Annotated in this window: 27 protein-coding genes; 20 read left to right on the top strand and 7 right to left on the bottom strand. The window is 42.1% G+C overall.

Annotated elements, in window-relative coordinates:
- Nucleotides 1-552: 552 nt before the first annotated feature.
- From CD004_RS05735 to CD004_RS05750, 4 genes are all read right to left on the bottom strand, one after another.
- Nucleotides 553-1,434: a ClpXP adapter SpxH family protein gene (locus CD004_RS05735; protein WP_102261885.1), complete on the bottom strand. Its 882-nt coding sequence runs from the start codon at nt 1,432-1,434 to the stop codon at nt 553-555.
- Nucleotides 1,431-1,832, bottom strand: a complete 402-nt coding sequence (locus CD004_RS05740) for a globin domain-containing protein (RefSeq protein WP_102261886.1) — start codon at nt 1,830-1,832, stop codon at nt 1,431-1,433. The genes CD004_RS05735 and CD004_RS05740 overlap by 4 nt, the downstream gene beginning before the upstream one ends.
- A 404-nt stretch (nt 1,833-2,236) precedes the next feature.
- Nucleotides 2,237-2,884: a lytic transglycosylase domain-containing protein gene (locus tag CD004_RS05745; RefSeq protein ID WP_102261887.1), complete on the bottom strand. Its 648-nt coding sequence runs from the start codon at nt 2,882-2,884 to the stop codon at nt 2,237-2,239.
- 19 nt (nt 2,885-2,903) lie between these two features.
- Nucleotides 2,904-3,491 carry a CYTH domain-containing protein gene (locus CD004_RS05750; RefSeq protein ID WP_102261888.1) on the bottom strand — a complete coding sequence of 196 codons (588 nt, stop codon included), beginning with the start codon at nt 3,489-3,491 and terminating at the stop codon, nt 2,904-2,906.
- 119 nt (nt 3,492-3,610) lie between these two features.
- Here CD004_RS05750 and CD004_RS05755 point away from each other — a divergent pair, with 119 nt between their 5' ends.
- From CD004_RS05755 to CD004_RS05780, 6 genes are all read left to right on the top strand, one after another.
- The gene (locus CD004_RS05755; protein ID WP_233434949.1) at nt 3,611-3,991 is read left to right on the top strand and encodes a UPF0738 family protein; all 381 of its coding nucleotides are present in this window, start codon (nt 3,611-3,613) and stop codon (nt 3,989-3,991) included.
- Nucleotides 3,992-4,025: 34 nt separating this feature from the next.
- Complete coding sequence (locus CD004_RS05760) at nt 4,026-4,664, top strand: GTP diphosphokinase (RefSeq protein WP_102261889.1); 639 nt, start codon at nt 4,026-4,028, stop codon at nt 4,662-4,664.
- A gap of 32 nt (nt 4,665-4,696) precedes the next feature.
- Nucleotides 4,697-5,497 carry an NAD kinase gene (locus tag CD004_RS05765; RefSeq protein WP_102261890.1) on the top strand — a complete coding sequence of 267 codons (801 nt, stop codon included), beginning with the start codon at nt 4,697-4,699 and terminating at the stop codon, nt 5,495-5,497.
- A gap of 675 nt (nt 5,498-6,172) precedes the next feature.
- Nucleotides 6,173-7,078: an RluA family pseudouridine synthase gene (locus tag CD004_RS05770; protein ID WP_102261891.1), complete on the top strand. Its 906-nt coding sequence runs from the start codon at nt 6,173-6,175 to the stop codon at nt 7,076-7,078.
- 106 nt (nt 7,079-7,184) lie between these two features.
- Nucleotides 7,185-7,526: a hypothetical protein gene (locus tag CD004_RS05775; RefSeq protein WP_102261892.1), complete on the top strand. Its 342-nt coding sequence runs from the start codon at nt 7,185-7,187 to the stop codon at nt 7,524-7,526.
- A gap of 2 nt (nt 7,527-7,528) precedes the next feature.
- The gene (locus CD004_RS05780; RefSeq protein ID WP_233434950.1) at nt 7,529-8,164 is read left to right on the top strand and encodes a CAP domain-containing protein; all 636 of its coding nucleotides are present in this window, start codon (nt 7,529-7,531) and stop codon (nt 8,162-8,164) included.
- A gap of 55 nt (nt 8,165-8,219) precedes the next feature.
- Here CD004_RS05780 and prpE read toward each other — a convergent pair whose 3' ends face one another.
- Complete coding sequence (gene prpE, locus CD004_RS05785; RefSeq protein ID WP_102261893.1) at nt 8,220-8,957, bottom strand: bis(5'-nucleosyl)-tetraphosphatase PrpE; 738 nt, start codon at nt 8,955-8,957, stop codon at nt 8,220-8,222.
- Nucleotides 8,958-9,336: 379 nt separating this feature from the next.
- Between prpE and mgtE the strand changes: the two genes are divergently transcribed.
- From mgtE to CD004_RS05805, 4 genes are all read left to right on the top strand, one after another.
- Nucleotides 9,337-10,698, top strand: a complete 1,362-nt coding sequence (mgtE, locus tag CD004_RS05790) for a magnesium transporter (protein WP_404809828.1) — start codon at nt 9,337-9,339, stop codon at nt 10,696-10,698.
- Nucleotides 10,699-10,711: 13 nt separating this feature from the next.
- The gene (locus CD004_RS05795; protein WP_102261895.1) at nt 10,712-12,571 is read left to right on the top strand and encodes a monovalent cation:proton antiporter family protein; all 1,860 of its coding nucleotides are present in this window, start codon (nt 10,712-10,714) and stop codon (nt 12,569-12,571) included.
- A 111-nt stretch (nt 12,572-12,682) separates the two neighbouring features.
- Entirely contained in the window at nt 12,683-13,450 is a 768-nt protein-coding gene (gene fabI / locus CD004_RS05800) for an enoyl-ACP reductase FabI (protein ID WP_102261896.1), read from the top strand.
- Between the two features lie 156 nt (nt 13,451-13,606).
- Nucleotides 13,607-14,035: a CotO family spore coat protein gene (locus CD004_RS05805; protein ID WP_158651492.1), complete on the top strand. Its 429-nt coding sequence runs from the start codon at nt 13,607-13,609 to the stop codon at nt 14,033-14,035.
- Nucleotides 14,036-14,085: 50 nt separating this feature from the next.
- On the opposite strand, the gene CD004_RS05810 is transcribed toward CD004_RS05805, so the two are convergent.
- Nucleotides 14,086-14,604 carry a CotY/CotZ family spore coat protein gene (locus tag CD004_RS05810; protein WP_102261898.1) on the bottom strand — a complete coding sequence of 173 codons (519 nt, stop codon included), beginning with the start codon at nt 14,602-14,604 and terminating at the stop codon, nt 14,086-14,088.
- A 204-nt stretch (nt 14,605-14,808) separates the two neighbouring features.
- On the opposite strand from CD004_RS05810, the gene CD004_RS05815 reads away from it, so the two are divergent.
- The 9 genes from CD004_RS05815 to CD004_RS05850 all read left to right on the top strand — a co-directional run bounded on the left by CD004_RS05815 (nt 14,809) and on the right by CD004_RS05850 (nt 19,351).
- Nucleotides 14,809-15,153 carry a DUF1360 domain-containing protein gene (locus CD004_RS05815; RefSeq protein ID WP_102261899.1) on the top strand — a complete coding sequence of 115 codons (345 nt, stop codon included), beginning with the start codon at nt 14,809-14,811 and terminating at the stop codon, nt 15,151-15,153.
- Between the two features lie 88 nt (nt 15,154-15,241).
- A complete protein-coding gene (locus CD004_RS24410) occupies nt 15,242-15,364 on the top strand; it encodes a hypothetical protein (protein WP_267892354.1) in 123 nt (40 codons plus the stop codon).
- A 266-nt stretch (nt 15,365-15,630) separates the two neighbouring features.
- Nucleotides 15,631-16,119, top strand: coding sequence for a YhcN/YlaJ family sporulation lipoprotein (locus CD004_RS05820; RefSeq protein WP_233434951.1), 489 nt, complete (start codon nt 15,631-15,633; stop codon nt 16,117-16,119).
- A 15-nt stretch (nt 16,120-16,134) separates the two neighbouring features.
- Nucleotides 16,135-16,614: a stage V sporulation protein AC gene (gene spoVAC, locus CD004_RS05825; protein ID WP_102261900.1), complete on the top strand. Its 480-nt coding sequence runs from the start codon at nt 16,135-16,137 to the stop codon at nt 16,612-16,614.
- The gene (gene spoVAD / locus CD004_RS05830; RefSeq protein WP_102261901.1) at nt 16,615-17,628 is read left to right on the top strand and encodes a stage V sporulation protein AD; all 1,014 of its coding nucleotides are present in this window, start codon (nt 16,615-16,617) and stop codon (nt 17,626-17,628) included.
- 15 nt (nt 17,629-17,643) lie between these two features.
- A complete protein-coding gene (spoVAE, locus tag CD004_RS05835; protein WP_102261902.1) occupies nt 17,644-18,000 on the top strand; it encodes a stage V sporulation protein AE in 357 nt (118 codons plus the stop codon).
- Nucleotides 18,001-18,024: 24 nt separating this feature from the next.
- Entirely contained in the window at nt 18,025-18,741 is a 717-nt protein-coding gene (locus CD004_RS05840; protein ID WP_102261903.1) for a DUF421 domain-containing protein, read from the top strand.
- A 94-nt stretch (nt 18,742-18,835) separates the two neighbouring features.
- On the top strand, nt 18,836-18,961 hold the full coding sequence (locus CD004_RS05845; RefSeq protein WP_102261904.1) for a YjcZ family sporulation protein: 126 nt from the start codon (nt 18,836-18,838) through the stop codon (nt 18,959-18,961).
- A gap of 135 nt (nt 18,962-19,096) precedes the next feature.
- Entirely contained in the window at nt 19,097-19,351 is a 255-nt protein-coding gene (locus CD004_RS05850) for a sporulation-specific transcription regulator SpoVIF (protein ID WP_023615234.1), read from the top strand.
- 28 nt (nt 19,352-19,379) lie between these two features.
- Here CD004_RS05850 and CD004_RS05855 read toward each other — a convergent pair whose 3' ends face one another.
- Nucleotides 19,380-21,698 carry an ATP-dependent helicase gene (locus tag CD004_RS05855; protein ID WP_102261905.1) on the bottom strand — a complete coding sequence of 773 codons (2,319 nt, stop codon included), beginning with the start codon at nt 21,696-21,698 and terminating at the stop codon, nt 19,380-19,382.
- A gap of 220 nt (nt 21,699-21,918) precedes the next feature.
- Here CD004_RS05855 and CD004_RS05860 point away from each other — a divergent pair, with 220 nt between their 5' ends.
- Nucleotides 21,919-22,251 (top strand): hypothetical protein, encoded by a 333-nt coding sequence (locus CD004_RS05860; protein WP_102261906.1) that lies wholly within the window; start codon nt 21,919-21,921, stop codon nt 22,249-22,251.
- The last annotated feature ends 4 nt before the right edge of the window (nt 22,252-22,255 follow it).

Consider the following 22,255-nt stretch of genomic DNA (forward strand, 5'->3'; position numbering starts at 1 on the left):
TCCGGATCGCTTTATAGTTCATTTATATGCTTCAGTCCAGGCATTCATGAATGGGATTTGACAATATTGTGAAATAACACACAAGGTTATTGTGATAGGGGGAAGGGTTATGATATATTTATAGCGTGAAGTTGATCACAAGCAAACATTTACCCCTTTGTTTGACCGTGAAAAATTTCTCCCATCCCCTTTGTTCGTATAAAATAGAGAAAAGGCCTTGCAGTTGGAGAGCTGCAAGGCCTTTTTCTGTTTATTAATGCGTAAGTCATACATATTTAGGTGAAAAAACACTAGCAGAAGTGATGAAATATAAATATATAGACCATAGCTCGAAATATATTGGCGGTTTTAAAATTTTATCCACCATATTTTGAAATATATCGGCGGATTTTGATTTTATCGACCACATTTAAAAATATATCGGCGGATTTTTAAATATATCGACCAATCACTTTTTAACGAGCTAGCAATCTGCTCTTAATATTCCAGTGCCCCGAACTGGAGGAACAGTCTACACGAGAATCAAATTAAAAAGACCGCGCAAATGCACGGTCATCCTTCAACATATCGCCAAAACACTCCATATTTAGCGGGTATTTGTTCGACTTGTTGTTTTAACATTAATTTCTTTAATTCCTTCTCTGCCTGTTGAACAGTTATATCATATACAACGGCTACTTCCTTGGATGCGACCATTTTGTAATGCTTCAGGAATTGTTCGAGAATCGGCGGATGGGATGCTTCTGGTTTTTCCTGCAGCATTTCTTCCAGAATCTGGACATACACCTCATATGGGTAAAGACCGGTAATCTTAATACCTTCCTCTTCAACATTCGCGTTAAAAAAGACGAATGTCGGGATTTCCTGGACATCCATTTCATTCGTTATTTTTAAATCGCACTGAAATGCTTTTGCTGCTGTTTCAGAATGAATATCGGTTACGAATTCCTCAACGTCCAAACCCACGCTCCTCGCGCAGTTTTTTAACACTTCGAAGTTCGAGACATTCTGTTTTTCAAGAAATAGTACTTCCTGAAGCTTGCGCAGGAACCTGATGCCTTTCTTTCTCCCCTGGAGCTCGGCTGATTTTATGGCGATTGATGCCAAATAAGGGGATGACACCGGGTTTTCAAACCACAGCGATCCGTCACAGGACATTCCTGTTCTGCTTGCTGTTTTTTCCCAAAGCTCGGCGATCGTTTCGTAGCGTTTTTTTCTGCTCATGTTCAGCGTGGCAAGTTTGCCGCTTAAAACATGGCGAATTGAAAAATATTTGCCGTATTCGATTTGCAGCTTTTTGATGATTGGTTCGAGTGCCCAGCATTCCGGACAGAGCGGGTCGACAAATATATAAATTTCGATAGGTTTTTTCTCCAGGCTATGGCAAAACTCTGATGGGTCATAGCTCAAAAGGTTTTCCCGACTCAGTTTCATGTGTTATCACCAGTTTCATCATCTGGTGTATTAATCATATGCTGGGCGGTCAGGTATAGTCTTGCGTAAAAGTCTTCCCTTACAGGTCCCTCAAGCCCTACTTCATCCATGGCTTCAGCCATACAGGCAAGCCAGGCTGTCGCCCTTACCGGCGTGATTTCAAACGGCAAATGTCTTGCGCGGAGCATTGGATGGCCATGTTCATCGGTATATAAGGAAGGGCCTCCTAAATATTGAGTTAAAAACTGCTTCTGTTTTCGGGCAGTTTCAGTTAAATCATCCGGGAATATAGGAGCAAGATCAGGATGCATTCCAACGCGGTGGTAAAAAACATCGACCAGCCGGTGAAGTGTCCCTTCGCCAATGGCTTCGAATGGTAAGGTCTTATTCTCAACCATATTGATAACTCCTTTAAAATAGATTTTAGAAATTTCATTCTGCTTTGATAGTTATGCTTTTTATTGTAGCAATGCTAAATTTATATCTCAAACAAATCGTCTTGACTTCTGTAAAAACGGCTTTTTCTTTATTTAATTTATAAATCCTTTTGAACGGTGAATGGTGTCATTGAATATATAAATCCTTTTGAACGGGTAATGATGTCCAGCTCCAGCGCCTTGCCCCTCGAGTCTTTTCGGTCCGCCCGATGAAGTCAAAGAACGACTTCACCGTTCGGCCCTCCAACGCTTGTCGGGGCAGACCAAGGCCCTTGCGCTTTTCTAATAATGTACACAAAAAGGCCGCCTGTTACCACTGACAGGCGGTCAAAACCGATGGGAATATTCTCCTTTTAAAGTGCCTTTTATCCGTAAAAGACATCCGTGACTTTCCGTACATAGTTTTGCGTTTCTTTAAATGGAGGGATCCCCCCATATTTGTCAACATTTCCTGGTCCAGCATTATATGCTGCAAGTGCTAGTTCGATGTTATTGTCATACTTGTCCAGCATTTGACGGAGGTATTTGCTTCCTGCGAGAATATTCTCCGCTGGGTCAAATACATTTTTAACGCCCAGGCCTCTGGCTGTCGCTGGCATCAATTGCATAAGTCCTGAAGCGCCGGCATGGCTCACGGCATTTGGATTGAAGTTGGATTCCTTTTGAATGACAGATTTAATGAGTTTGGCCGGAATATTGAACATAGTAGCAGCCTTATCAATGATTCCATCAAAATCAGCATGGCTATTGGCCGCCACTTTTGTCAATTGAATAGGAGGAAGCATTTGTCCAATGCTCGGTTTTGTTAAATCGAAAGAATCAACCGCTGTTTGCGCGTTGTTAAATAACTCTTCAAGCCTTGTTGCAGTGGCACCCAGAGAATTGCTTTGGTCACTGAGGATGCCGGAAAGCATTTCCTGAAAAAGGCTGTTACCAGATTGGCTGGTTGTCGGCTGGTTGAAGTTTTGGAGCGCCTGCAATTCAAGCATGACTTTTAACTGGTCAACATTCATCATGAGTCTCCTGCCTGGTCTATTCTTGTAAAAGATTATATTTTTTAGTGTAGAATCTTTTAATTTTATTATCGGTTGGTCTATGAGGGATTTTTAATTCTCCTAATAATTTAGAGAAAACCTTATATCCTTCTGTCTCATCCGTTACTTCATATTCTAGCTCATAATCTTCTGTATTTAAATAGTAACTATGGTCCAGAACAAGCAATCCTTCTTTGTACTCAACCTCGGCACGCACGGTTGTGAGCGACCCGAAGTATTGCAATGGCTCTGTATCTTTAATTAATTTCACAACAGCGTCTCTTACTTCACCTTCTGGCAGTTTTCCTGATGACAAGGCTTCCTCAGCCTGACCAGTAGTAAGCATTTGATTCGTTTCCAACAGCCCTGTTTCGGCGGGCTGCTTTAAAGTCATTTCAAACTTGGACCCTTTTTCCCTGATCCTTAATGCAGAACCATGCTCCTTCAAAGTGAAGGCATTTGTATCAAAATAATGATTAATCTGTTTTTTAAATTGCTCCGGCTCTATTTTAAAAAATCTTTCAAGGAAGTGGAATTCATCTTCAGTCAGCATGTTTTTAAATTCGATTTCGATATTCTGGCCCATGTCTATCTGTCCTTTCCAAATTAGCTAAGCTTATTATCTCGTTAAATCTGATTGGCTTCAATCCTTAGTAGAAAATGGTTCGATATGATAAAATAAAAAAGATTATGGAGGTTGAAGAAATGAGCCAAAAAATTTTAATTACAAATGCGAAAATAGAAAATAGTGAGTTACTTCTTACTACAGACTTTGAGACAGACCTAGGGGACTTTGCCGCTACTGGGCAGATGCTTGTTGATTCCGATCAATTATCATTTATTTATATTATTGATAAAGAAGATGGGTACCATTATATCACCATTCCTGCAGGTACTTGGAGTGTCATTCAGGAAGGTCTGCAGGCTGGACTAGAAACGTTTTTAGCAAACGATGGGGGCAAACTTAAACTGGATGGCTTCCATAGTGAAATGGAATATTTGATTGCAAATATAACTGGCAACAGCAACTATGGAGAGGAAATGGTCGCGAAAGTGGAACAGGTTTTTGCCGCACCCTCCGCTTAGGCTTTCGTGAATAGAACCGGATGAGGTGACTGATGTGAAACACTGGGATCAATTTTTAGAACCTTATAAGCACGCTGTGGAAGAATTGAAGGTAAAGCTAAAGGGGATCAGGAGCCAATATGAGCTCCATTCCGACCATTCTCCGATTGAATTCGTCACTGGAAGGGTAAAGCCTATTGCGAGCATTCTTGATAAAGCCCATCAAAAGGGAATTTCACTTGATAAGCTTGAGTCAGAAATGCAGGATATTGCCGGCTTGCGGATCATGTGCCAGTTCGTGGATGACATCAAGACAGTTGTTGAATTATTAAGAAGCCGTAATGATTTTGAGATTGTCGAGGAAAGAGACTATATCTCTCATAAGAAGGCGAGCGGCTATCGCTCCTATCATGTCGTGATCCGTTATCCAGTGCAGACAATCCGCGGTGAAAGAAATATACTGGCAGAAATCCAGATCAGAACATTGGCGATGAATTTCTGGGCAACAGTGGAACATTCGCTTAATTATAAGTACAAAGGGCTGTTTCCTGAGGACATAAAAATCAGGCTGCAGCGCGCAGCCGAGGCCGCATTCCGGCTTGATGAAGAAATGTCGACAATCAGAGGCGAAATCCAGGATGCACAGGCATTTTTTACAAGGAAAAAAGAAATGCAGCAGGATGGGAAGAAATAGTTTAAATCCGAAATGCAGGGGTGTTTGATTACATGAAATTTGCGATCACTTCAAAAGGGGATTCCAGGTCCAATACGTTGATGCATAAAATGAGGACATATCTTTTGGACTTTGATTTACAATATGATGAAGACCAGCCCGATATTTGTATCTCTGTGGGAGGAGATGGCACACTATTGTATGCCTTCCATCGATACAGCAGCAGGCTGGACAAAACAGCATTCATTGGAGTACATACCGGACACCTTGGCTTTTATGCTGACTGGGTTCCTGAAGAAATTGAAAAGCTGGTCATTGCCGTTGCCAAAACACCATACCAGGTGATTGAATATCCGCTGCTGGAGGTAATCATCAGATACCAGCATGGCGGCAGAGAAACAAGGTATCTTGCCCTGAATGAATCGACCGTCAAATCTGTTGAAGGCACCCTTGTCATGGATGTTGAGATTAGAGGTCAGCATTTTGAACGCTTCCGCGGAGATGGTTTGTGCGTATCCACGCCATCAGGAAGCACAGCCTACAATAAAGCATTAGGCGGTGCCATCCTTCACCCGTCACTAAGGGCTATCCAGGTTGCGGAAATGGCATCCATCAACAATCGAGTCTTCAGGACAGTGGGATCACCGTTGATCCTTCCCGACCATCATACATGTACACTAAAACCAGTTAATAGACCTGACTTCCAGGTAACTGTTGATCATTTGACATTACTGCATAAGGACGTTAAGTCAATTCAATTCCGGGTTGCAGATGAAAAAATCCGATTCGCTCGCTTCAGGCCGTTCCCGTTCTGGAAAAGGGTGCATGATTCCTTTATTTCAGACAGTGATTAAATGCTATTGAGTGAGGAACCAGAGTTAAATGGACTATGTGGTGGCGGAAGTCGTCTGAAACCTGTCACAATAATGGAGTTTTCTTGACAGCTTTGGGCTCTTTAAGCTAAAACCTGTCACAATAACCGTGTTTTCTTGACAGCTTAGTGCTCTACAAGCTGAACCCTGTCACAATAACCGTGTTTTCTTGACAGCTATGTGCTCTACAAGCTGAAACCTGTCACAATAACCGTGTTTTCTTGACAGCTATGTGCTCTACAAGCTGAAACCTGTCACAATAACCGTGTTTTCTTGACAGCTTAGTGCTCTACAAGCTGAAACCTGTCACAATAATCGCGTTTTTTTGACAGCTTTTAACTCTACAAGCTGAAACCTGTCACAATAACCGTGTTTTCATGACAGCTATAGGCTCTTCCAGCTGAAACCTGTCACAATAACTGTGTTTTCATGACAGCTTTGTGCTCCACAAGCTGAAACCTGTCATAATAACCAGCGTTTTATGGACATTTCGGAGACAGAATAAGCCCATAATGTCTAAAATCTTGGGTGTAGATGGTGTTTCAAAACTGGCGACACAAAGAGATCAAGAAAACAAGCTAGTCCAAGCTATCCCACAATTTGATTTTTAATTGAAAGCATTGTTTAAAAGAAATGAGAACGACAGGAGCCGCTGATATGGGGAAGAACTTCACACTGGAATATACTGCCGGGGCTGCTGATCAGGGTAAAATGCTTAGGGAATATCTCAAGGAGAAAGAAATTTCCAAGTCCGCGCTTACCGATATAAAATTCAAGGGCGGTTTTATTGCGGTTAACGGCCAGGAAGTTAATGTAAGATACATACTGAAAGCATCTGATTACGTTAGAATTGAGTTTCCACCTGAAATTCCTTCTGAGGGGTTGAAGGGAGAGGAAATCCCTCTTGCAATTATTTATGAGGATGAGCATTTGCTGGTAGTCAATAAACCGTCAGGAATGAATACAATTCCATCGAGGGAGCATCCATACGGCAGCCTGGCTAGTGCACTTATCGGTTATTATGAACGTGGAGGTCTATCTGCAACAACCCACATTGTCACCAGGCTCGATCGAGATACCTCCGGGCTAGTATTGATTGCGAAGCACAGCCATGTCCACCATTTATTCAGCAAGCAGCAACGAGCTGGTGGTGTTAAGCGGAGGTACGAGGCACTTGCTGAAGGTATTATTGAAATGGATAAAGGTACAATCGAAGAACCGATTGCCAGGAAACAAGACAGCATCATCGAGCGCGAGGTACATCCCGATGGGCAGTATGCTTGTACATTGTTTGAGATTATAAAGCGTTATGAAGACTTCACCCATGTCAGCCTCAGGTTATTGACGGGCAGAACACATCAGATCAGAGTGCATATGAGCTATTTAGGGCATACATTGCTTGGGGATACTTTATATGGCGGAGTTAAAAATAAGATATCAAGACAAGCTTTGCATTGCTGCGAATTAAGTTTTGTCCATCCGCTCTTGCACAAGGAATTGCATTTTAATGCAAGCCTACCAACGGATATGAATGAAGTGCTTGAAAAAGGCAGGTCGTTATAAACGATTTGCCTTTTTACATTTCTCTCAGATTTTTCATTATATATTTCCGTGCTATTTTTCAAATCCTAAGGAAGTAATAAATGAAATCTCAAGGAGGAAAGAAAAGTTGAATATATTGAAGCATGGAAAAATAATTACTGTGTCAGCTGTCATGTTGTTAGGGCTTGCTGCGTGCAATAACAATAATGATGAGGCGATGGATTTACGTGACAACAGAATGACAACCCTTGGAAATGACCGAACAGGTTATTGGGACAATGATGCCAATAGAATGAAGCAACAAAAACGCAGAGCAGAAATCAATGCAGCAAAAAATGGCGGGAATGCAACAAGTGAAATAATGCAAATGCCAAATGGTAAAGGATTTCTCACGATCGACCCGAACTCTTATAGTACGGGAATACCTAGTTCGAAATATCCTCATACGGAGATGAACAAGGAAGGCTAAAATTGACGGAGGACCAGCAAGCTGATTTAGATAAAATGCTTGCGGAATTGCAGCGCCGAACAGGTGTAGAACTACCGGAACTAAATAGGGGTGAAACTCCAGCACCTGAACAGGAAGCACCAGCACCGGCACCACAGGAAAGGGCAACTCCAGCTCCTGAACAAGAAGCAGCGCCGGCACCACAAGAAAGAACAGCACCTGCTCCTCAAGAGGAAGCAGCACCGGCACCAGAACAAAAGCAAACTCCAACTGGAACAGAAATCAGTGCTTTTGAATCGAGGGTAATCGATCTGACCAATGAACAGAGGCGAAAAAATGGCTTGCCAAACCTCCAGCCTGATACTGCTTTAAGCAATGTAGCCCAGGAAAAATCAAACGATATGCAGGCGAAGAATTACTTTTCGCATACGAGTCCTACTTATGGTTCACCGTTCGATATGATGAGGGACTTTGGTGTATCGTATAACACAGCTGGAGAGAATATCGCAATGGGTCAGCGAAGTGCGGAAGAAGTCGTGAATGCATGGATGAACAGCGAAGGTCACAGGAAGAACATTTTGAGTCCTAATTACACACATATTGGTGTAGGGCATACAAGCCAGGGGAACTATTGGACACAAATGTTTATCGGTAAATAAATGGAAAAAGCTAACCATCATCCAAGTGGTTAGCTTTTTTCCAATACGGGTATTATTATATCTCTCGAAATTTTTCTGAAACAAAAGGCATGCTGGATTGAACAGATACCAGTTCCATTTCAGGATATCGTAAGCCAGTCAGTTTCCCGCCGAATACAGCTCCCGTGTCTATATTGTAAGTATGATTGAGGACTCTTGGCTCCCTAACCGGAGTATGTCCATAAACAATGATGGCCTTTCCTTGATAATTCTTCGCCCAATCCCGCCTTACGGGTGTTCCATCGGCATTATTTTGGCCGGTAATATCACCGTAAAGGACAAAGGTTTTAACTTTTGAATTATTCTTGCCTATGTAATCTTCACGGATACCTGCATGTGCTAGCACCAGCCTCCCATGGTCGAGAACATGGTACAGAGGAGCTGACTCATATAAGTCGACGAATTTATTCCGGAAAGATTCTCTTAATCCATCTTCCAAAGCTAAGAATTCTGAGACGGTTGTTTCCAAGCCATGCTTCGTTTGAACTTTGTTTCCTAACAGGTACCGGTATAGTTTATTGCAGTGGTTACCTGGTACATAGTAAGAAATCTTCCTATTCCTGACTAATTCCCAGACCAGTTCTGCTGTCTTCACAGATTCTGGTCCTCGGTCAGTCAAATCCCCAATAAAAGCAAGCTGCCTGCCACCATGGTGAATAGGGACTCCGGAATTCCAATCGTATCCTAACTTTAGAGTGAGTTCTTTAAACTCGGCATAACAGCCATGGATATCTCCAATGATATCTAAGTTCATTTTTGGTCCCCCTTTTTTCTGTTATTCTTCCCGAAGCGGAAAAAAAGAAAAGTTTAAATTGAAAAAGGGAATGTTAAATAGAAGAGATATATTCCTTAAATAAATGGATGGCTGAAAGAGCGTTTCAAATAGAATGCATTAATTTGCTTGGAAAAAATACGATAAAGGCTGTTTTCGTACATGATTCAGCATCCGCATTATCAAACTCGTCTGGCTCCCTTCGAGGAGACTTAAGAGAGCGAAAGTGCGTAAAGGGTAGTGTAAACAACAAATTTACGAAAAGAGCCTCGATAAAAGACAAAGAAATCAATAAATGCTAGTATAATGGAATGTACATAGAAGAAAGGGGGTAAGGTGGATGTCTGAAGAACGGCGGGAAATGGCATCTAAGCAGCAAATCGATACAGAGCTGCTGATGGAAGCACTTTACTCTGAGAAAATTGATGATTTTCGTGCGGAATTTTTAGAGCTGCATCCGTACGATCAGGCAGCTTTTTTCGGTGAACTGAAAGATGAAGAGCGCGCGAAAGTGTATAACTTCCTATCACCAGAAGAAATGGCCGATCTATTCGAGAACCTGGAATCGGATGAGGAAGATTTTAAAGACGTACTTGCGCAAATGAATCCTAATTATGCGGCTGACATGCTATCAAATATGTATGCTGACGATGCGGTAGATGTGCTGAATGAGCTTGATAAAGACCAGGTTGTCAGTTATTTGACAATCATGAATGAGGAAGCAGCACAAGAAATCAAGGACTTGCTGCATTATGAGGAATACACAGCCGGTAGTATCATGACGACAGAATTCATTGCGATTTCTGCCAACCAAACTGTTAGGTCGGCTATGTATATTCTAAAAAAAGAAGCGCCACAGGCAGAAACGATTTATTATATTTTTGTGGTCGATGAGGATAAACGGCTTGCTGGTGTTATCTCACTGCGGGACCTGATTGTTGCGGATGATGAAACAATGATTGCTGAGGTTATGAATGACCGTGTTGTTTCCGTTTCTGTAGGGGAAGACCAGGAAGAAGTTGCCCGGATGATGAGAGATTATAACTTCCTCGCTCTTCCAGTCGTGGATTTCCAAAATCATCTCCTTGGGATCATCACTGTTGATGACATCATGGACGTCATGGAAGAAGAGGCGTCAGATGACTATTCCAAGCTTGCTGGTATCGCGGACCTGGATACAGTAGACCGAAACCCGCTTGCGGCTGCCAAAAAGAGGTTGCCATGGTTGATCATCCTTCTTTTTCTGGGCATGTTCACAGCGAGCTTGATTGGCAGGTTCGAGGATACACTGAATAAAGTGGCGATATTAGCGGTATTCATTCCGCTGATTGCTGGAATGGCAGGCAATACGGGTACTCAGGCCCTGGCAGTTGCCGTAAGGGGGATTGCTACTGGTGACCTTGAAAAAGAAAGCAAGTGGAGCATTATCGTTAGGGAAGCTGGAACTGGCTTCATAACAGGGTTAATATGCGGAATTTTGGTCACGTTCATCGTTTATATTTGGCAAGGAGAGCTGTTTCTAGGGGTTTTGGTCGGGATATCGATTTTCATTACCTTAATCATAGCGACACTTGCGGGTTCATTGGTGCCTTTAATCATGCACAGATTAAAAATTGACCCGGCTGTTGCTTCCGGCCCGTTTATCACTACTATAAATGACATAATTAGTATCTTAGTTTATTTTGGGATTGCTACTGCATTTATGAGTTATCTTACTAAATAAAGGAGGGATGAGGATGGAACATCATGCTTCGATTACATCACTTGTAATCGTCATTATCGTTGCATTTTTAACACCTATTTTACTTCACCGTCTAAAATTGAATTTCATACCAGTCGTCGTTGCCGAAATCATCATGGGTTTAATCATTGGTAAAAGCGGCTTTAACATTGTCCATGAAGATGCCTGGCTTGGAACCTTGTCTACATTAGGCTTCTTGTTCCTAATGTTCTTGAGCGGACTGGAAATCGACTTTACAGCTTTTTCAGGTAACAAAAAGAACAAAAAGAAGGCAAATGATAAAAAGGAACCAAATACATTCGTTGTTGCTTCAATTATCTTTGTTGGCATATTCGTTGTATCATTGGGATTATCCTATTTGTTTGTGCTCGCTGGCTTCATTGAGAACGTGTTCCTAATGACATTGATCATTTCGACGATTTCCCTGGGTGTAGTTGTCCCTACTTTGAAAGACGCACACTTAATGAAAACGAATATAGGGCAGACAATCTTACTGGTCGCAGTTATCGCAGATTTGGCAACAATGATCTTGCTTGCTGTTTTCGTCTCTATTTATGACGGAGGAGAAGGAAATACATGGTTGCTGCTTGTTCTGTTCGCAGCAGGAGTTGGCTTGTATTTCGTCGGTCGGGTTTTCAAAAACAGGACCTTCATCAATGCACTTTCCACTGGAACTACACAAATCGGCACTCGTGCCGTCTTTGCGCTAATCATTCTTCTGGTTGCCATCTCTGAAACAGTAGGTGCTGAAAATATCCTTGGCGCATTCCTGGCAGGTGTGCTTGTTTCATTGCTCGCCCCAGACCAGGAGATGGTCCATAAGCTTGATTCATTTGGCTATGGCTTCCTTATTCCGATTTTTTTCGTTATGGTTGGTGTTGAACTTGATATCTGGTCATTGTTCAGTGAGAAAAAGCTGTTATTGCTGATTCCATTGTTACTGCTGGCATTATTTTTATCAAAGCTGATACCGGTTTATTTGTTAAAAAAATGGTATGACACCAAAACAGTTTTGGCAGCTGGCTTCCTGCTGACATCAACGCTGTCATTGGTTATTGCAGCTGCTACCATTGGTGAACGTATGGAAATGATTACACCGCAAATGAGTGGCACACTGATATTAGTTGCAGTAATTTCAAGTGTTTTGACACCCATTTTATTTAAAAAGCTGTTCCCTCAGGAGAAGACAGAGGAAGTTAAAATCAAGGTGGCATTCATTGGTGCCAACCAGATGACACTTCCTGTATCTCGTGCGCTGCAATCAAATTTGTATGAGCCTGTAATTTTTCATACGAAACAGGAAAAAGCAGAAAAACAGATTGCTGATTCGGTCTTCGAAATCATTGAAATGGAAAATTACGAGATTGGAACCCTGGAGAAGCATGAGGTATATGAAGCTGATATTATCGTGATATCCACCGGGGATCCTGACTTGAATGCAACAATTGCAGTTAGTGCGAAAGAAAAAGGAATCGAGCGTGTAATCGCCAGGATTGAAAGTCCGGATCTTGCCGAAAAAGCACAAGAAGAGGGAATCGAAGTATTTTCGGTTCTTCGTTCAACTGAATCCCTGCTGCGTGCGATGATTGAATCGCCTGGTGTCATGAGCATCCTGACCAATCAGGAAAACTCCCTGCATGAAATCAGAATGCTTAATGATCACTTTGACGGCATGACGCTAAGACGCTTCCCATTCACGGGGGATGTCATTTTTGTCCGTATTTTGCGTGAGAATGAATCAATCGTTCCTCATGGGGATACCGAGTTGAGGCTGAATGACCGTTTGATTGTAACAGGCTCAAAAGAGTATGTCGATGAGTTAAAGCGTGAGCTTGAGTTCTGTTTTTGGTGTTAATGAAAAGTAAACCCGCCTTCTTGGCGGGTTTTTCTTTTCAAATGAAAAAATATAGTGTAGAATTAGCACTAGGTACTAATAACATGTATTAACATTGGGGGAACAGTAAAAATGACTCTTTCATTGAACGGAAAAACATATGTAGTAATGGGTGTTGCCAATAAACGAAGCATTGCCTGGGGAATTGCACAGTCACTTCACAATGCAGGAGCAAATTTAATTTTCACCTATGCAGGGGAGCGTCTGGAGAAAAGTGTACGAGAGCTTGCTGAATCATTGGACAAGAACTATTTAGTATTGCCCTGCGATGTTACGAACGATGAAGATGTTTCAAAATGCTTCCAAGAGGTTAAGGAAGCGGTTGGAATGATTGCTGGTGTTGCCCACTGTATCGCATTTGCGAACAAAGAGGAACTCCAGGGGGACTATATGAATGTAACACGCGAAGGCTTCCTGCTGGCTCATAATATCAGTGCCTACTCTCTGACTGCAGTTGCCAAGGAAGCGAAGGAACTTATGTCAGAAGGCGGAAGTATCGTTACTTTGACTTACCTTGGAGGAGAAAGAGCGATTCCGAATTACAATGTCATGGGAGTAGCAAAAGCATCCCTGGATGCCAGCGTCCGCTACCTTGCAGCAGACCTGGGGAAGGACAATATCCGCGTGAACTCAATTTCAGCCGGACCAATCCGTACACTATCTGCAAAAGGTGTAAGTGACTTTAATTCAATCTTAAAAGAAATCGAAGAAAGAGCTCCGCTTCGACGCAACACAACACCTGAAGAAGTCGGTGATACTGCAGTATTCCTATTCAGCGACATGTCACGCGGGATTACTGGAGAAAATATCCATGTTGATTCAGGGTTTCATATTTTATAAACAATCAAGTCCGCCAATGTGCGGGCTTTCTTTTTTATTATAAACAATTCAAAAATTGAGTCTGGCACCTATCCTAGGCTATCGCATACATATAGGGTGAGCGAAGTATTGGAGGTGCCGTATATGGGGAGGAAACGAAGTCGTAAGCAGTCTCCTTTGTTCTACATTAATCAACCAAACATTGATCTGCCGCAACCTGATATGCAAAAGAATTTTTCTTTTAACAATAGTGAAGAGATGTCTGAAGAACAACAACAGCAGGAAAATAGTTCAAGGACAATTGAATTAAATTCTGAAGAAACCGGAATTTCTGAAGAAGTAATTCATGAAACAGAAAGCCTGGATGCACCAAAGAAGAGGAATTTCAAAGAATATACACTCGAGGAAAAGATCAAGCATTTAAAGCTTGTCCCGGCATCTGTAGCTAAGGTTAAATATGAATTCATAACTATTGAGAGATCATATAAAGGTTATTTTATTGAAATGAAAGACGATATATTGTTTATCCATTCAATAAGCCCCAGAAAGAAGAGTGTTAGCATCCTAAAAGAGGATTTAGTCGATATTAAAAGGGCTGGATTATAAAAAAATAGGCTTACCAGTTACGGTAAGCCTGATTTTTCACACTGTAGTGATCAGCCGCTTCCAGGTAAGCTTGAAAGTGGCAATGCAGCTACAGGGTCTAGGCAAGTAACAGCGCAGAAGCAATCCAAGTCTACAGTTAGGCAGATTCCAGTCCTGAAGAATTCATTTCTTGATCCGCCAGTCCGAATTTGACCGCAAGGACTACTATCTTCAGGTTCTCCTCCGCGTGTAGCCAACAGCTCCAGTTTAGCGCAGCAGTTATCATCCACAGAAGTTACGCGGAAGAAGAAAGAGTTAAAGCAGTCAAGCATTTGTGGTCCGCCACCATTTGTACGGATACGAGTTCCAAACCCTTCGAACGGTTGACAATCACCACAATAAAGAATTAGTGGGATTGTATCTAAATCCGTTGTTGGAGTTTGTGCGCCTGCAAGTAATTCTTGGATAGACTTGTGGCAGCTGACATCGCAATCATTGTCTACATCCACTTCATCTTGAGCATCTGCTACTGCACGAAGGACCTCGCATACACAGTTGTCGCCATCATGTTTTTTACCTTTGCAACCCATAACAAGTTCATCTCCTTTTAGTTGATATGACCTATTGTCCTTAATAGAATATGAATCGCCCTCTTAATGGTGTGGGTGTTTGTCTAATTTTCAGCAGGTTTCCCATAAAAAATGATGACAGGAGCCGACAGGCTAAGGGCCTATACATAGGGATTTGCCCTGCATAAGCTGTATTGACTTGATTCAACACAGGTGGTGTAGCGGATGGGGAATTGGCTGGATTTATGCCTTCTTGTATTTGCGAGCTTTCGTTTGACCAGGTTGATTGTTTACGATACAATCACTGAATTCCTTCGAGCACCATTCCACGATATAGTGGAGGAGACATTGGAGGATGGGAGTACGGAAACTTATATAGAAATAAAAGGAGAGGGACTCAAATATTGGATAGGCGAGCTTTTAAGCTGCCATTGGTGCACTGGTATTTGGGCAACTTCTTTCCTATATGCGGGCTATGCACTGTTGCCGCATCTTTCAATGCCAGTCATCACAGTGCTGGCAATTGCGGGAATCGCTTCGGTGATCCAGCATTATTTTATAAAAGACTGACATATTAAATTAGTGAGTCCGTCCAGAACCCCATTGAAGATTTGTTCATAAACTATCGTATGGACTCTTTAATGAAGGGGTTGTATTCATGGAGGAAAAGCAAAACACGAAAAGCAGCAAGGGTTCTACTGTATCCAAAAGTAATGCTTCAACCCGCCGAGTGCGCAAGAAACGTGGCTGTGGCTGCGGGAAAAAGAAAAAACAAGCATAAAACAGCGTCTGCCAAACTTTCTGGCAGGCGTTTTTTTGTAGATTACGTCAAATAGGGAAGGCTATAAAAAGCAATAAGAGAGAGCTTTATTTTATTGAGAGGATGTAAAAGGTCATATTAAGCTCACCAAAGCAAATTTACCGCCAAGAAGGCTTAATTATTAATTTTACAACAACTGGAAGAGTAATCAGCTTTAAAAAATTCATAAATTTGGTTTTGGACGTGGAAAATAATTTTATAAGATGAAGCATAGGAAGGGATTAATTATGAATATGAAACAGGCAGTGAATTTTTTGGCAATATTAATCATGCTCGGAGCCGGCACTGCTGGCTGTACTTCTTTTGGTAAAACTTCACCAGAGAGCAGGGCATCCATGATCCAGTCTGTCAATCCTGATCCAGGAGCGACAAATGATCTTGAAGAGAAGGATCTAAAACTGGCTAAAAAGGTAAAGAAAGAAATCGCTGCATTTGATGAGATTTATGATGTTGCGGTCATTGCTGGTAAAAAGGAAGTATTAGTCGCATACAAGGTCAAGCATTTAAAGAGGTTCGGCATGAAGCGGATCGAGAAAGAAATCAATAAGATGCTGGAAAAGAATTATCCTGATGAAGACTTCATCGTTTCGAGTGATTATAAAATTTTTATTGAGGCGGTCGAGCTTAGGGAGAGAATGAAAGATCCGTCCTTTCCGGATAAAAAAGCAGAGGAACAATTGCAGCGGATTATTTCGTTGAAAAAAGAATTGACTTAAGAAAGGATGGGTGAAATGGGGGATAAGAAAAAGCAAAAGATGACACCTGAGCAGCAACAATATCAACAGCTTGAACAAAAGCATGAACTTAAACGCCCAGTAGTTAAAAATTGCATTAAAGCATTTTTGGTTGGTGGCTTGATTTGTACGATTGGGCAGGCAATAACCTATTTTTATATATACTTTTTCAATTTTACCGAACAAACAGCTGGGAATCCGACAGTTGCTACGATGATTTTCCTTTCCATGCTGTTGACAGGATTTGGTGTATATGACCATATCGGCCAATTCGCAGGAGCGGGTAGTGCTGTTCCGGTAACTGGTTTTGGGAATTCTGTTATTGCAGCCGCTATTGAACATCGAACTGAAGGCTTCGTTCTTGGTGTCGGTGGAAATATGTTCAAATTGGCAGGATCAGTAATCTTATTTGGAGTCTTTGCAGCCTTTGTCGTTGCACTCGTAAAAACTTTGCTGATAATGATGGGAGTGCTGTAAATGTTGATTGGAAAGCAGTCATGGCAATTTGCGAACCGGCCTGTCATTGAATCTTGGGGCACATCCGGCGGTCCTTTTGAAGCAGAGGGAAAACTCGCTGCTGACTTTGATGTCCTTCATGACGATTTATGGATGGGTGAAGACTCATACGAAAAAGCTCATAGGGTTTTACTTGAAGAAGCAATCAAATCTGCGTTGCAAAAAGGGAACTTCAATAAAGAGGACATGCAATTCATGCTGGCAGGTGATTTAATCAATCAGATCACACCGACGAGTTTTGCGGCAAGGACGATGGAAATCCCTTATTTCGGTCTCTTCGGTGCTTGCTCTACTTCTATGGAGGGACTGGCACTGGCATCTTTTATTGTGAACTATCAAGGAGCAAAGAAGACGGTAACCGGCGCATCAAGCCACAATTCGGCGGCTGAAAAACAATTCCGCTACCCGACGGAATATGGCGGACAAAAACCACCGACAGCACAGTGGACTGTTACCGGAGCAGGAGCTGCTGTCGTAACGGACAACTCGAATAAACAGGGGAAAATTGTCACCACGTCTGCCACTATCGGGAAAGTAGTGGATATGGGCATCTCGGATCCCTTCAATATGGGAGGGGCAATGGCACCTGCAGCCGCGGATACGATCATTGCCCACTTTAAAGATTTGGAGCGTGACCCATCTTATTATGATTTAGTTGTCACAGGCGATCTAGGAAGGATTGGGCAGGCTACTACATACGAGCTTTTGCAGCAGTCTGGACTGAATGTAACGAGAGAACAATTTCAGGATTGCGGTTTGATGATTTATAACGATGACCAACCGGTTCAATCAGGAGGAAGCGGAGCTGGGTGTTCGGCATCGGTGTTATATGGCCATTTATTAAACCAAATGAAAAATGGTGTCTATAAGAAAATACTTGTTGTTGCGACTGGGGCTTTGTTATCACCGCTTTCATTCCAGCAAAAAGAAACCATTCCATGTATTGCCCACGCTGTCTCAATTGAAATGAACTAGAAAGGAGGGATTGCTTTGCTGCCAATGTTTTTTTGGGCTTTTGTTATCGGAGGCCTGATTTGTGTGTTCGGCCAGTTGATGTTTGATATCGCCAAATTGACACCAGGACACACGATGAGTCTGCTTGTTGTCATTGGTGCTGTCCTTGATGGATTTGGTCTTTATGAGCCTCTAATAGATTTCGCCGGAGCAGGTGCTACAATTCCAATCACAAGCTTTGGTAATTCGCTCGTCCACGGCGCACTTCAGGAAGCAGAACAGCACGGATTGGTCGGTGTCCTGACAGGCATGTTTGAAATCACGAGTTCCGGTATTTCGGCTGCTGTGATTTTTGGCTTTATCGGCGCACTTATTTTTAAGCCAAAAGGCTGATACTGTGTCTAAAGGGATGATCTAATGCCGGATATTCTTAGAACCATCATACGCTCAATAATGCTGATTATAGGCTTGTTCATCATTACAAAGCTTCTTGGGAAAAAGCAGTTATCGAGTTTGTCATTTTTTGAATATATCGTAGGCATCACTGTAGGAGATATTGCAGGGACATTAGCGATGGATCCTGACTTGAGCTTGAGGGATGGGATTGCCAGTATGGTTGTGTGGTCATTCGTCCCTTTGGCGATTTCAACGATTTCCTTAAGAAGCAGAGCATTTCGCAAAATAGTTGAGGGGAAATCAACTACCTTCATTGAAAATGGCAATATTCTCGAAAAAAATATGCGGAAAGAGAAATACAGTATAGATGAACTCCTGGAGCAGCTCCGCAAAAAAAGTGTATTTAAGGTAGCGGATGTGGAGTTTGCTTCGCTGGATTCCAATGGAGAATTGAGTGTTTTATTGAAGAAAGCTAAACAGCCCTTAAGATATGAGGATATTGCAATTAAAATGGAAGAAGAGTCTGCCCCGGTTTCCGTTCTAGTCGATGGAACATATATTGATGAAAACTTAAAGCGGTTGGGTCTGGATAGGGGTGCATTGATGGAACAAATCCAGGATAAAGGATATCAGCCACATCAAGTCTTTTATGCAGAAATGGATTCTAGAGGAAACCTCAATGTTGATCTATATGATGAATTTATATCCTGCCATTTCCCTGACTTTGATCATGTTTAATCCATGATTTCTAAATGAATGGGGGCTCGCCCATACATATTCGTTAGGCCTCACATATATTGCTATTGAGTAATAAAAAGTGAGGTGAAGAAGAATGGGCTACGGTTGGTGTGGCGGCGGCTACGGCTACGGCGGTGGCGGCTATTATGGTTCCACTTTCGTATTGATTGTCGTGTTGTTCATTTTGTTGATTATTGTAGGAGCAAGCTTCTACAACTAAGAGTAAAGAAGGAGGAGCTGTTCAAATATGAACAGCTTTTTCTGGTTTAAGCTAACCTGATTTCCACGAGCTTTCTTTCACCATTTTTAGCTTCCTTCATACTATAGAGTAGTTAAAGAAGGAGGCGTGATTTATATGGATAATAATTTCTTCAAGAATATAGAAAAAAAGACTGGCGTAAATATGAATGATGTATTTGAGTTAGCGAATTCACTGCAAAATGCGAACTTTAAAGATGAGCAAACTGTAAGAGGCGTAATCCGCCGTGTTTCGAAAATGGCTAACAAACCAGTAAGTAAAGAAATGGAAGACAAGATTGTGGAATCCATTGTCAAGGATGGAAAACAGCTTGACTTTGGCCAAATCTCCAAAATGATCAACAAGAAGTAATTCTTGAATGCCAAATCAGGACCTGAGTTTATATACCCAGGTCCTGATTTGGCATGTTTCTTTTTAAGTTGGACAAAAAGCGCGAAGGGTTTGCTTTTCTTCCGCGTCTTCGTTGTGGAACGGAAATGAATAAGTTCTTTTCAGCCCTTGTCACCGCTACATAAAGCAGCCGGCGTTCTTCTTCGAGAGGCTGAAGGTCTCCATTGCGATAGGCATCCAAAGCATAATCATGGGGGATGCTTCCGTCTACAGTACCAATTATATAAACATTTCCATATTCAAGCCCTTTGGCTCGATGAATGGTACTTAATGTGATGGCGTCAGTTAGGTCCCTGCTGCTCCGTTTAATTTCTCCGTTCATGGCTGTCATATGGTCAGCATGCTCGATGAATTCTCCGATGGTTTTAAAGTTGCGTGCTGCCACTTTTAAATCCCGGATGTCATCCGATCCCTTTTCAAGCTGGTTCCCTTCATTTCCGCGCTTTTTGATAAAGTCCTGATATCCAAGGTCCTTTTCGACGATATCAATTGCTGCTACGGGCGACAGGGAAGACAGGGAGCGTACAATCGGTATGAGTCTTTTCAATTTTTGTTCCTGGAAGGCAAAGCCTGTTTTTACATGGGTAAGTGCTTCAAGCATGGAACAATCGTTCAGGATGCTATTCGCCTGTAAATCACGGAAAACCGACTGCTTTAAAAAAAGTGAAGGAAGAATATTTTTGATTGCCTCAGGATCATCGGGATTCTTACTTAGCCGCAAAAATGCCAGCATACCTTTTACCATGAATCGCTCGTAAAAGGATTCAATATCCTGATCAAGACGGAATGGCAGGCTGGAATTTGCCAGCCTCTCGAATATTGCGCGGCTAGCTGCATTCGTCCTGAACAGGATGGCGAAATCACCAGGGCGTTCCCCTTGTTCGATTCGCTCTTTGATATCAGTCAGAATCATCGTTGCCTCTTCTTCTTCATCATAAGGATGGAAGATAACCGGCGGACGCTCCCCTGAAAATTGGGCCCGCATCTCTTTTTCATGGCGAGTGAGATTGGCTGAAATTAAAGTGTTGGCAGTCTCGACAATCTCATGCGGAGAGCGGTAATTTTGGTTCAAAATGATTAATTTAGTATTTTTGAAATCTGTCTTAAAGTTAAACAGATAGGCAGGGTCGCTGCCACGGAATGAATAGATTGACTGGTCATCATCGCCTACAGCGCAAACATTTCCATGCTTGTCAGAGAGCATTTTCATGAGTTCATATTGAACTTTATTAATATCCTGGAACTCGTCTATTAAAAAATAGTTGAAACGATTTTGATAGTTTTCCAGTACTTCAGGCTTTTCCTTAAATAGCTTATAACAGCCGAGAAGCATGTCATCAAAATCGAACAACCTTTGCCTGTCTTTAGCAGCTTCATAGTCTTTATACAGCAAAGCCACCTTTTCTTCCCATGGGGATTCTGGCTTAACTTCGTGTGGCATGATCATCGTGTTTTTCCATAAACCGATTTGCTGAAGTGCCAGGTCATAGGCAAACTCTTTTTCATCCAGCTGGAGCTTTCGGCCAGCCTCCTTTAAAATCTGTTCCCGCTGCCATTCTTTTTTCATCAGCTTGTCTGATGACCAATTTTCACGGTCATGAAAACAAAGGATTCTGTAGAAGATGCTATGGTAGGTGCCAGCAATCAGCTGGTTAACCTTAGCTGGGGACATTCCCGGGTAAAGGGCAATCCGTTTCTTCATTTCAGCGGCAGCCTTTGCTGTGAAGGTAACAAGCATGATAGAAGCGGGTTCAACTTTTTTCTCTTCAATCATGAAGGCGGTTCTTGCGGTCAGTACTCTCGTCTTTCCACTCCCGGCACCCGCCAATATTAATAATGGACCATCTATAGAAACAACAGCTTTTTCCTGGTTGCCATCGAAATGGATCCCAGCTTCTTTAAGTTGTTTTAAATAATTTATCTTGACCCCTGGCTTAGCCGGTGGGAGCGGATTAAAAGGTAAAGGAATCTTTACTTCCCGTGGAAGTATGAATTTTTCCTCTCTTTCAGCTTCAGCAGTGATGGAACGGGCCTTCGGGATCCGGAAGCCATTTCGCTCGATATATTCCGCTTCCTCGAAAGGCTGAACGGACGGGGAGGATTCAAATTGTTCATTGCAATCCTCTTTTGTGGAGAGGTGATGATAGAAATGGGGCTTGTCCTTAATACCGAGGTAAAGACGGACAGGGCCTCCGCATACGGTACAGGTGAGCATCCCTTTTTTTCCGTCATCATAAAGCTTTTGATAATCCTCACGGTTATATCGATCAAGTCTTATTGACTGTTGATTATACTTGGCTGTTTTCATGTTTTCCCTCATCTCCGACCAAAAATAGCACAATCTCTATCATAGCAGAATAAGATTTTTAACAAAAGGTGTTTTCGGCATCCATCAACACTTTGTGAATACTTATATCCAGGGCTGAAGCCGAAAAAATTTTCATTAGCAGTTTAGTACGGTCATAAACAGGGAAAAGGAAAAGAAGAATATAGTGAGAAAAAAATAATTATACTTGGGGGATACCAAAATGGGATACATTCTTCCAGTGACAAATTATCAATATATACAATATGCTGAGCGTGAAATAGGGACAGATTATGATCCTTTCCAGATTAATAAAATTGCAAGGATCCGTAAAGAAGATCCTGTAGAACAGGGGCAGGAACAACAAGAGCAAGCCGTTGCACCAATGCAAAAGCGGAAAGACCATCAGCCTGTGGCAAGAATGCAGCTGGCAGCCTCTGATATAAGCTTTTCTAATACGGATCGGGTTTATAAAAAGAAGGTAAATCCTTCAGTGGTCAGCCAGGCATATGCTGAATTAACAGGAAAAGGAAGGCACTACAGCGAGTCAATCTAAACTC

Origin of the sequence: Mesobacillus jeotgali (assembly GCF_002874535.1) — a bacterium.
GTDB lineage: Bacteria > Bacillota > Bacilli > Bacillales > Cytobacillaceae > Mesobacillus > Mesobacillus jeotgali.

Bases quoted from the DNA above. Each gene is read 5' to 3' on its own strand.
- CD004_RS05815 (WP_102261899.1), top strand. From the start codon at position 14,809: ATGGGGAATTGGCTGGATTTATGCCTTCTTGTATTTGCGAGCTTTCGT.
- spoVAC (WP_102261900.1), top strand. From the start codon at position 16,135: ATGGGGGATAAGAAAAAGCAAAAGATGACACCTGAGCAGCAACAATAT.
- CD004_RS05750 (WP_102261888.1), bottom strand. From the start codon at position 3,491: ATGGGCCAGAATATCGAAATCGAATTTAAAAACATGCTGACTGAAGAT.
- CD004_RS05850 (WP_023615234.1), top strand. From the start codon at position 19,097: ATGGATAATAATTTCTTCAAGAATATAGAAAAAAAGACTGGCGTAAAT.
- CD004_RS05745 (WP_102261887.1), bottom strand. From the start codon at position 2,884: ATGAATGTTGACCAGTTAAAAGTCATGCTTGAATTGCAGGCGCTCCAA.
- CD004_RS05840 (WP_102261903.1), top strand. From the start codon at position 18,025: ATGCCGGATATTCTTAGAACCATCATACGCTCAATAATGCTGATTATA.
- CD004_RS05735 (WP_102261885.1), bottom strand. From the start codon at position 1,434: ATGAAACTGAGTCGGGAAAACCTTTTGAGCTATGACCCATCAGAGTTT.
- CD004_RS05860 (WP_102261906.1), top strand. From the start codon at position 21,919: ATGGGATACATTCTTCCAGTGACAAATTATCAATATATACAATATGCT.
- fabI (WP_102261896.1), top strand. From the start codon at position 12,683: ATGACTCTTTCATTGAACGGAAAAACATATGTAGTAATGGGTGTTGCC.
- CD004_RS05770 (WP_102261891.1), top strand. From the start codon at position 6,173: ATGGGGAAGAACTTCACACTGGAATATACTGCCGGGGCTGCTGATCAG.
- CD004_RS05845 (WP_102261904.1), top strand. From the start codon at position 18,836: ATGGGCTACGGTTGGTGTGGCGGCGGCTACGGCTACGGCGGTGGCGGC.
- CD004_RS05755 (WP_233434949.1), top strand. From the start codon at position 3,611: ATGAGCCAAAAAATTTTAATTACAAATGCGAAAATAGAAAATAGTGAG.
- CD004_RS05740 (WP_102261886.1), bottom strand. From the start codon at position 1,832: ATGGTTGAGAATAAGACCTTACCATTCGAAGCCATTGGCGAAGGGACA.
- CD004_RS24410 (WP_267892354.1), top strand. From the start codon at position 15,242: ATGGAGGAAAAGCAAAACACGAAAAGCAGCAAGGGTTCTACTGTATCC.
- prpE (WP_102261893.1), bottom strand. From the start codon at position 8,957: ATGAACTTAGATATCATTGGAGATATCCATGGCTGTTATGCCGAGTTT.
- CD004_RS05855 (WP_102261905.1), bottom strand. From the start codon at position 21,698: ATGAAAACAGCCAAGTATAATCAACAGTCAATAAGACTTGATCGATAT.
- CD004_RS05795 (WP_102261895.1), top strand. From the start codon at position 10,712: ATGGAACATCATGCTTCGATTACATCACTTGTAATCGTCATTATCGTT.
- mgtE (WP_404809828.1), top strand. From the start codon at position 9,337: ATGGCATCTAAGCAGCAAATCGATACAGAGCTGCTGATGGAAGCACTT.
- CD004_RS05820 (WP_233434951.1), top strand. From the start codon at position 15,631: ATGAATATGAAACAGGCAGTGAATTTTTTGGCAATATTAATCATGCTC.
- CD004_RS05765 (WP_102261890.1), top strand. From the start codon at position 4,697: ATGAAATTTGCGATCACTTCAAAAGGGGATTCCAGGTCCAATACGTTG.
- spoVAD (WP_102261901.1), top strand. From the start codon at position 16,615: ATGTTGATTGGAAAGCAGTCATGGCAATTTGCGAACCGGCCTGTCATT.
- CD004_RS05810 (WP_102261898.1), bottom strand. From the start codon at position 14,604: ATGGGTTGCAAAGGTAAAAAACATGATGGCGACAACTGTGTATGCGAG.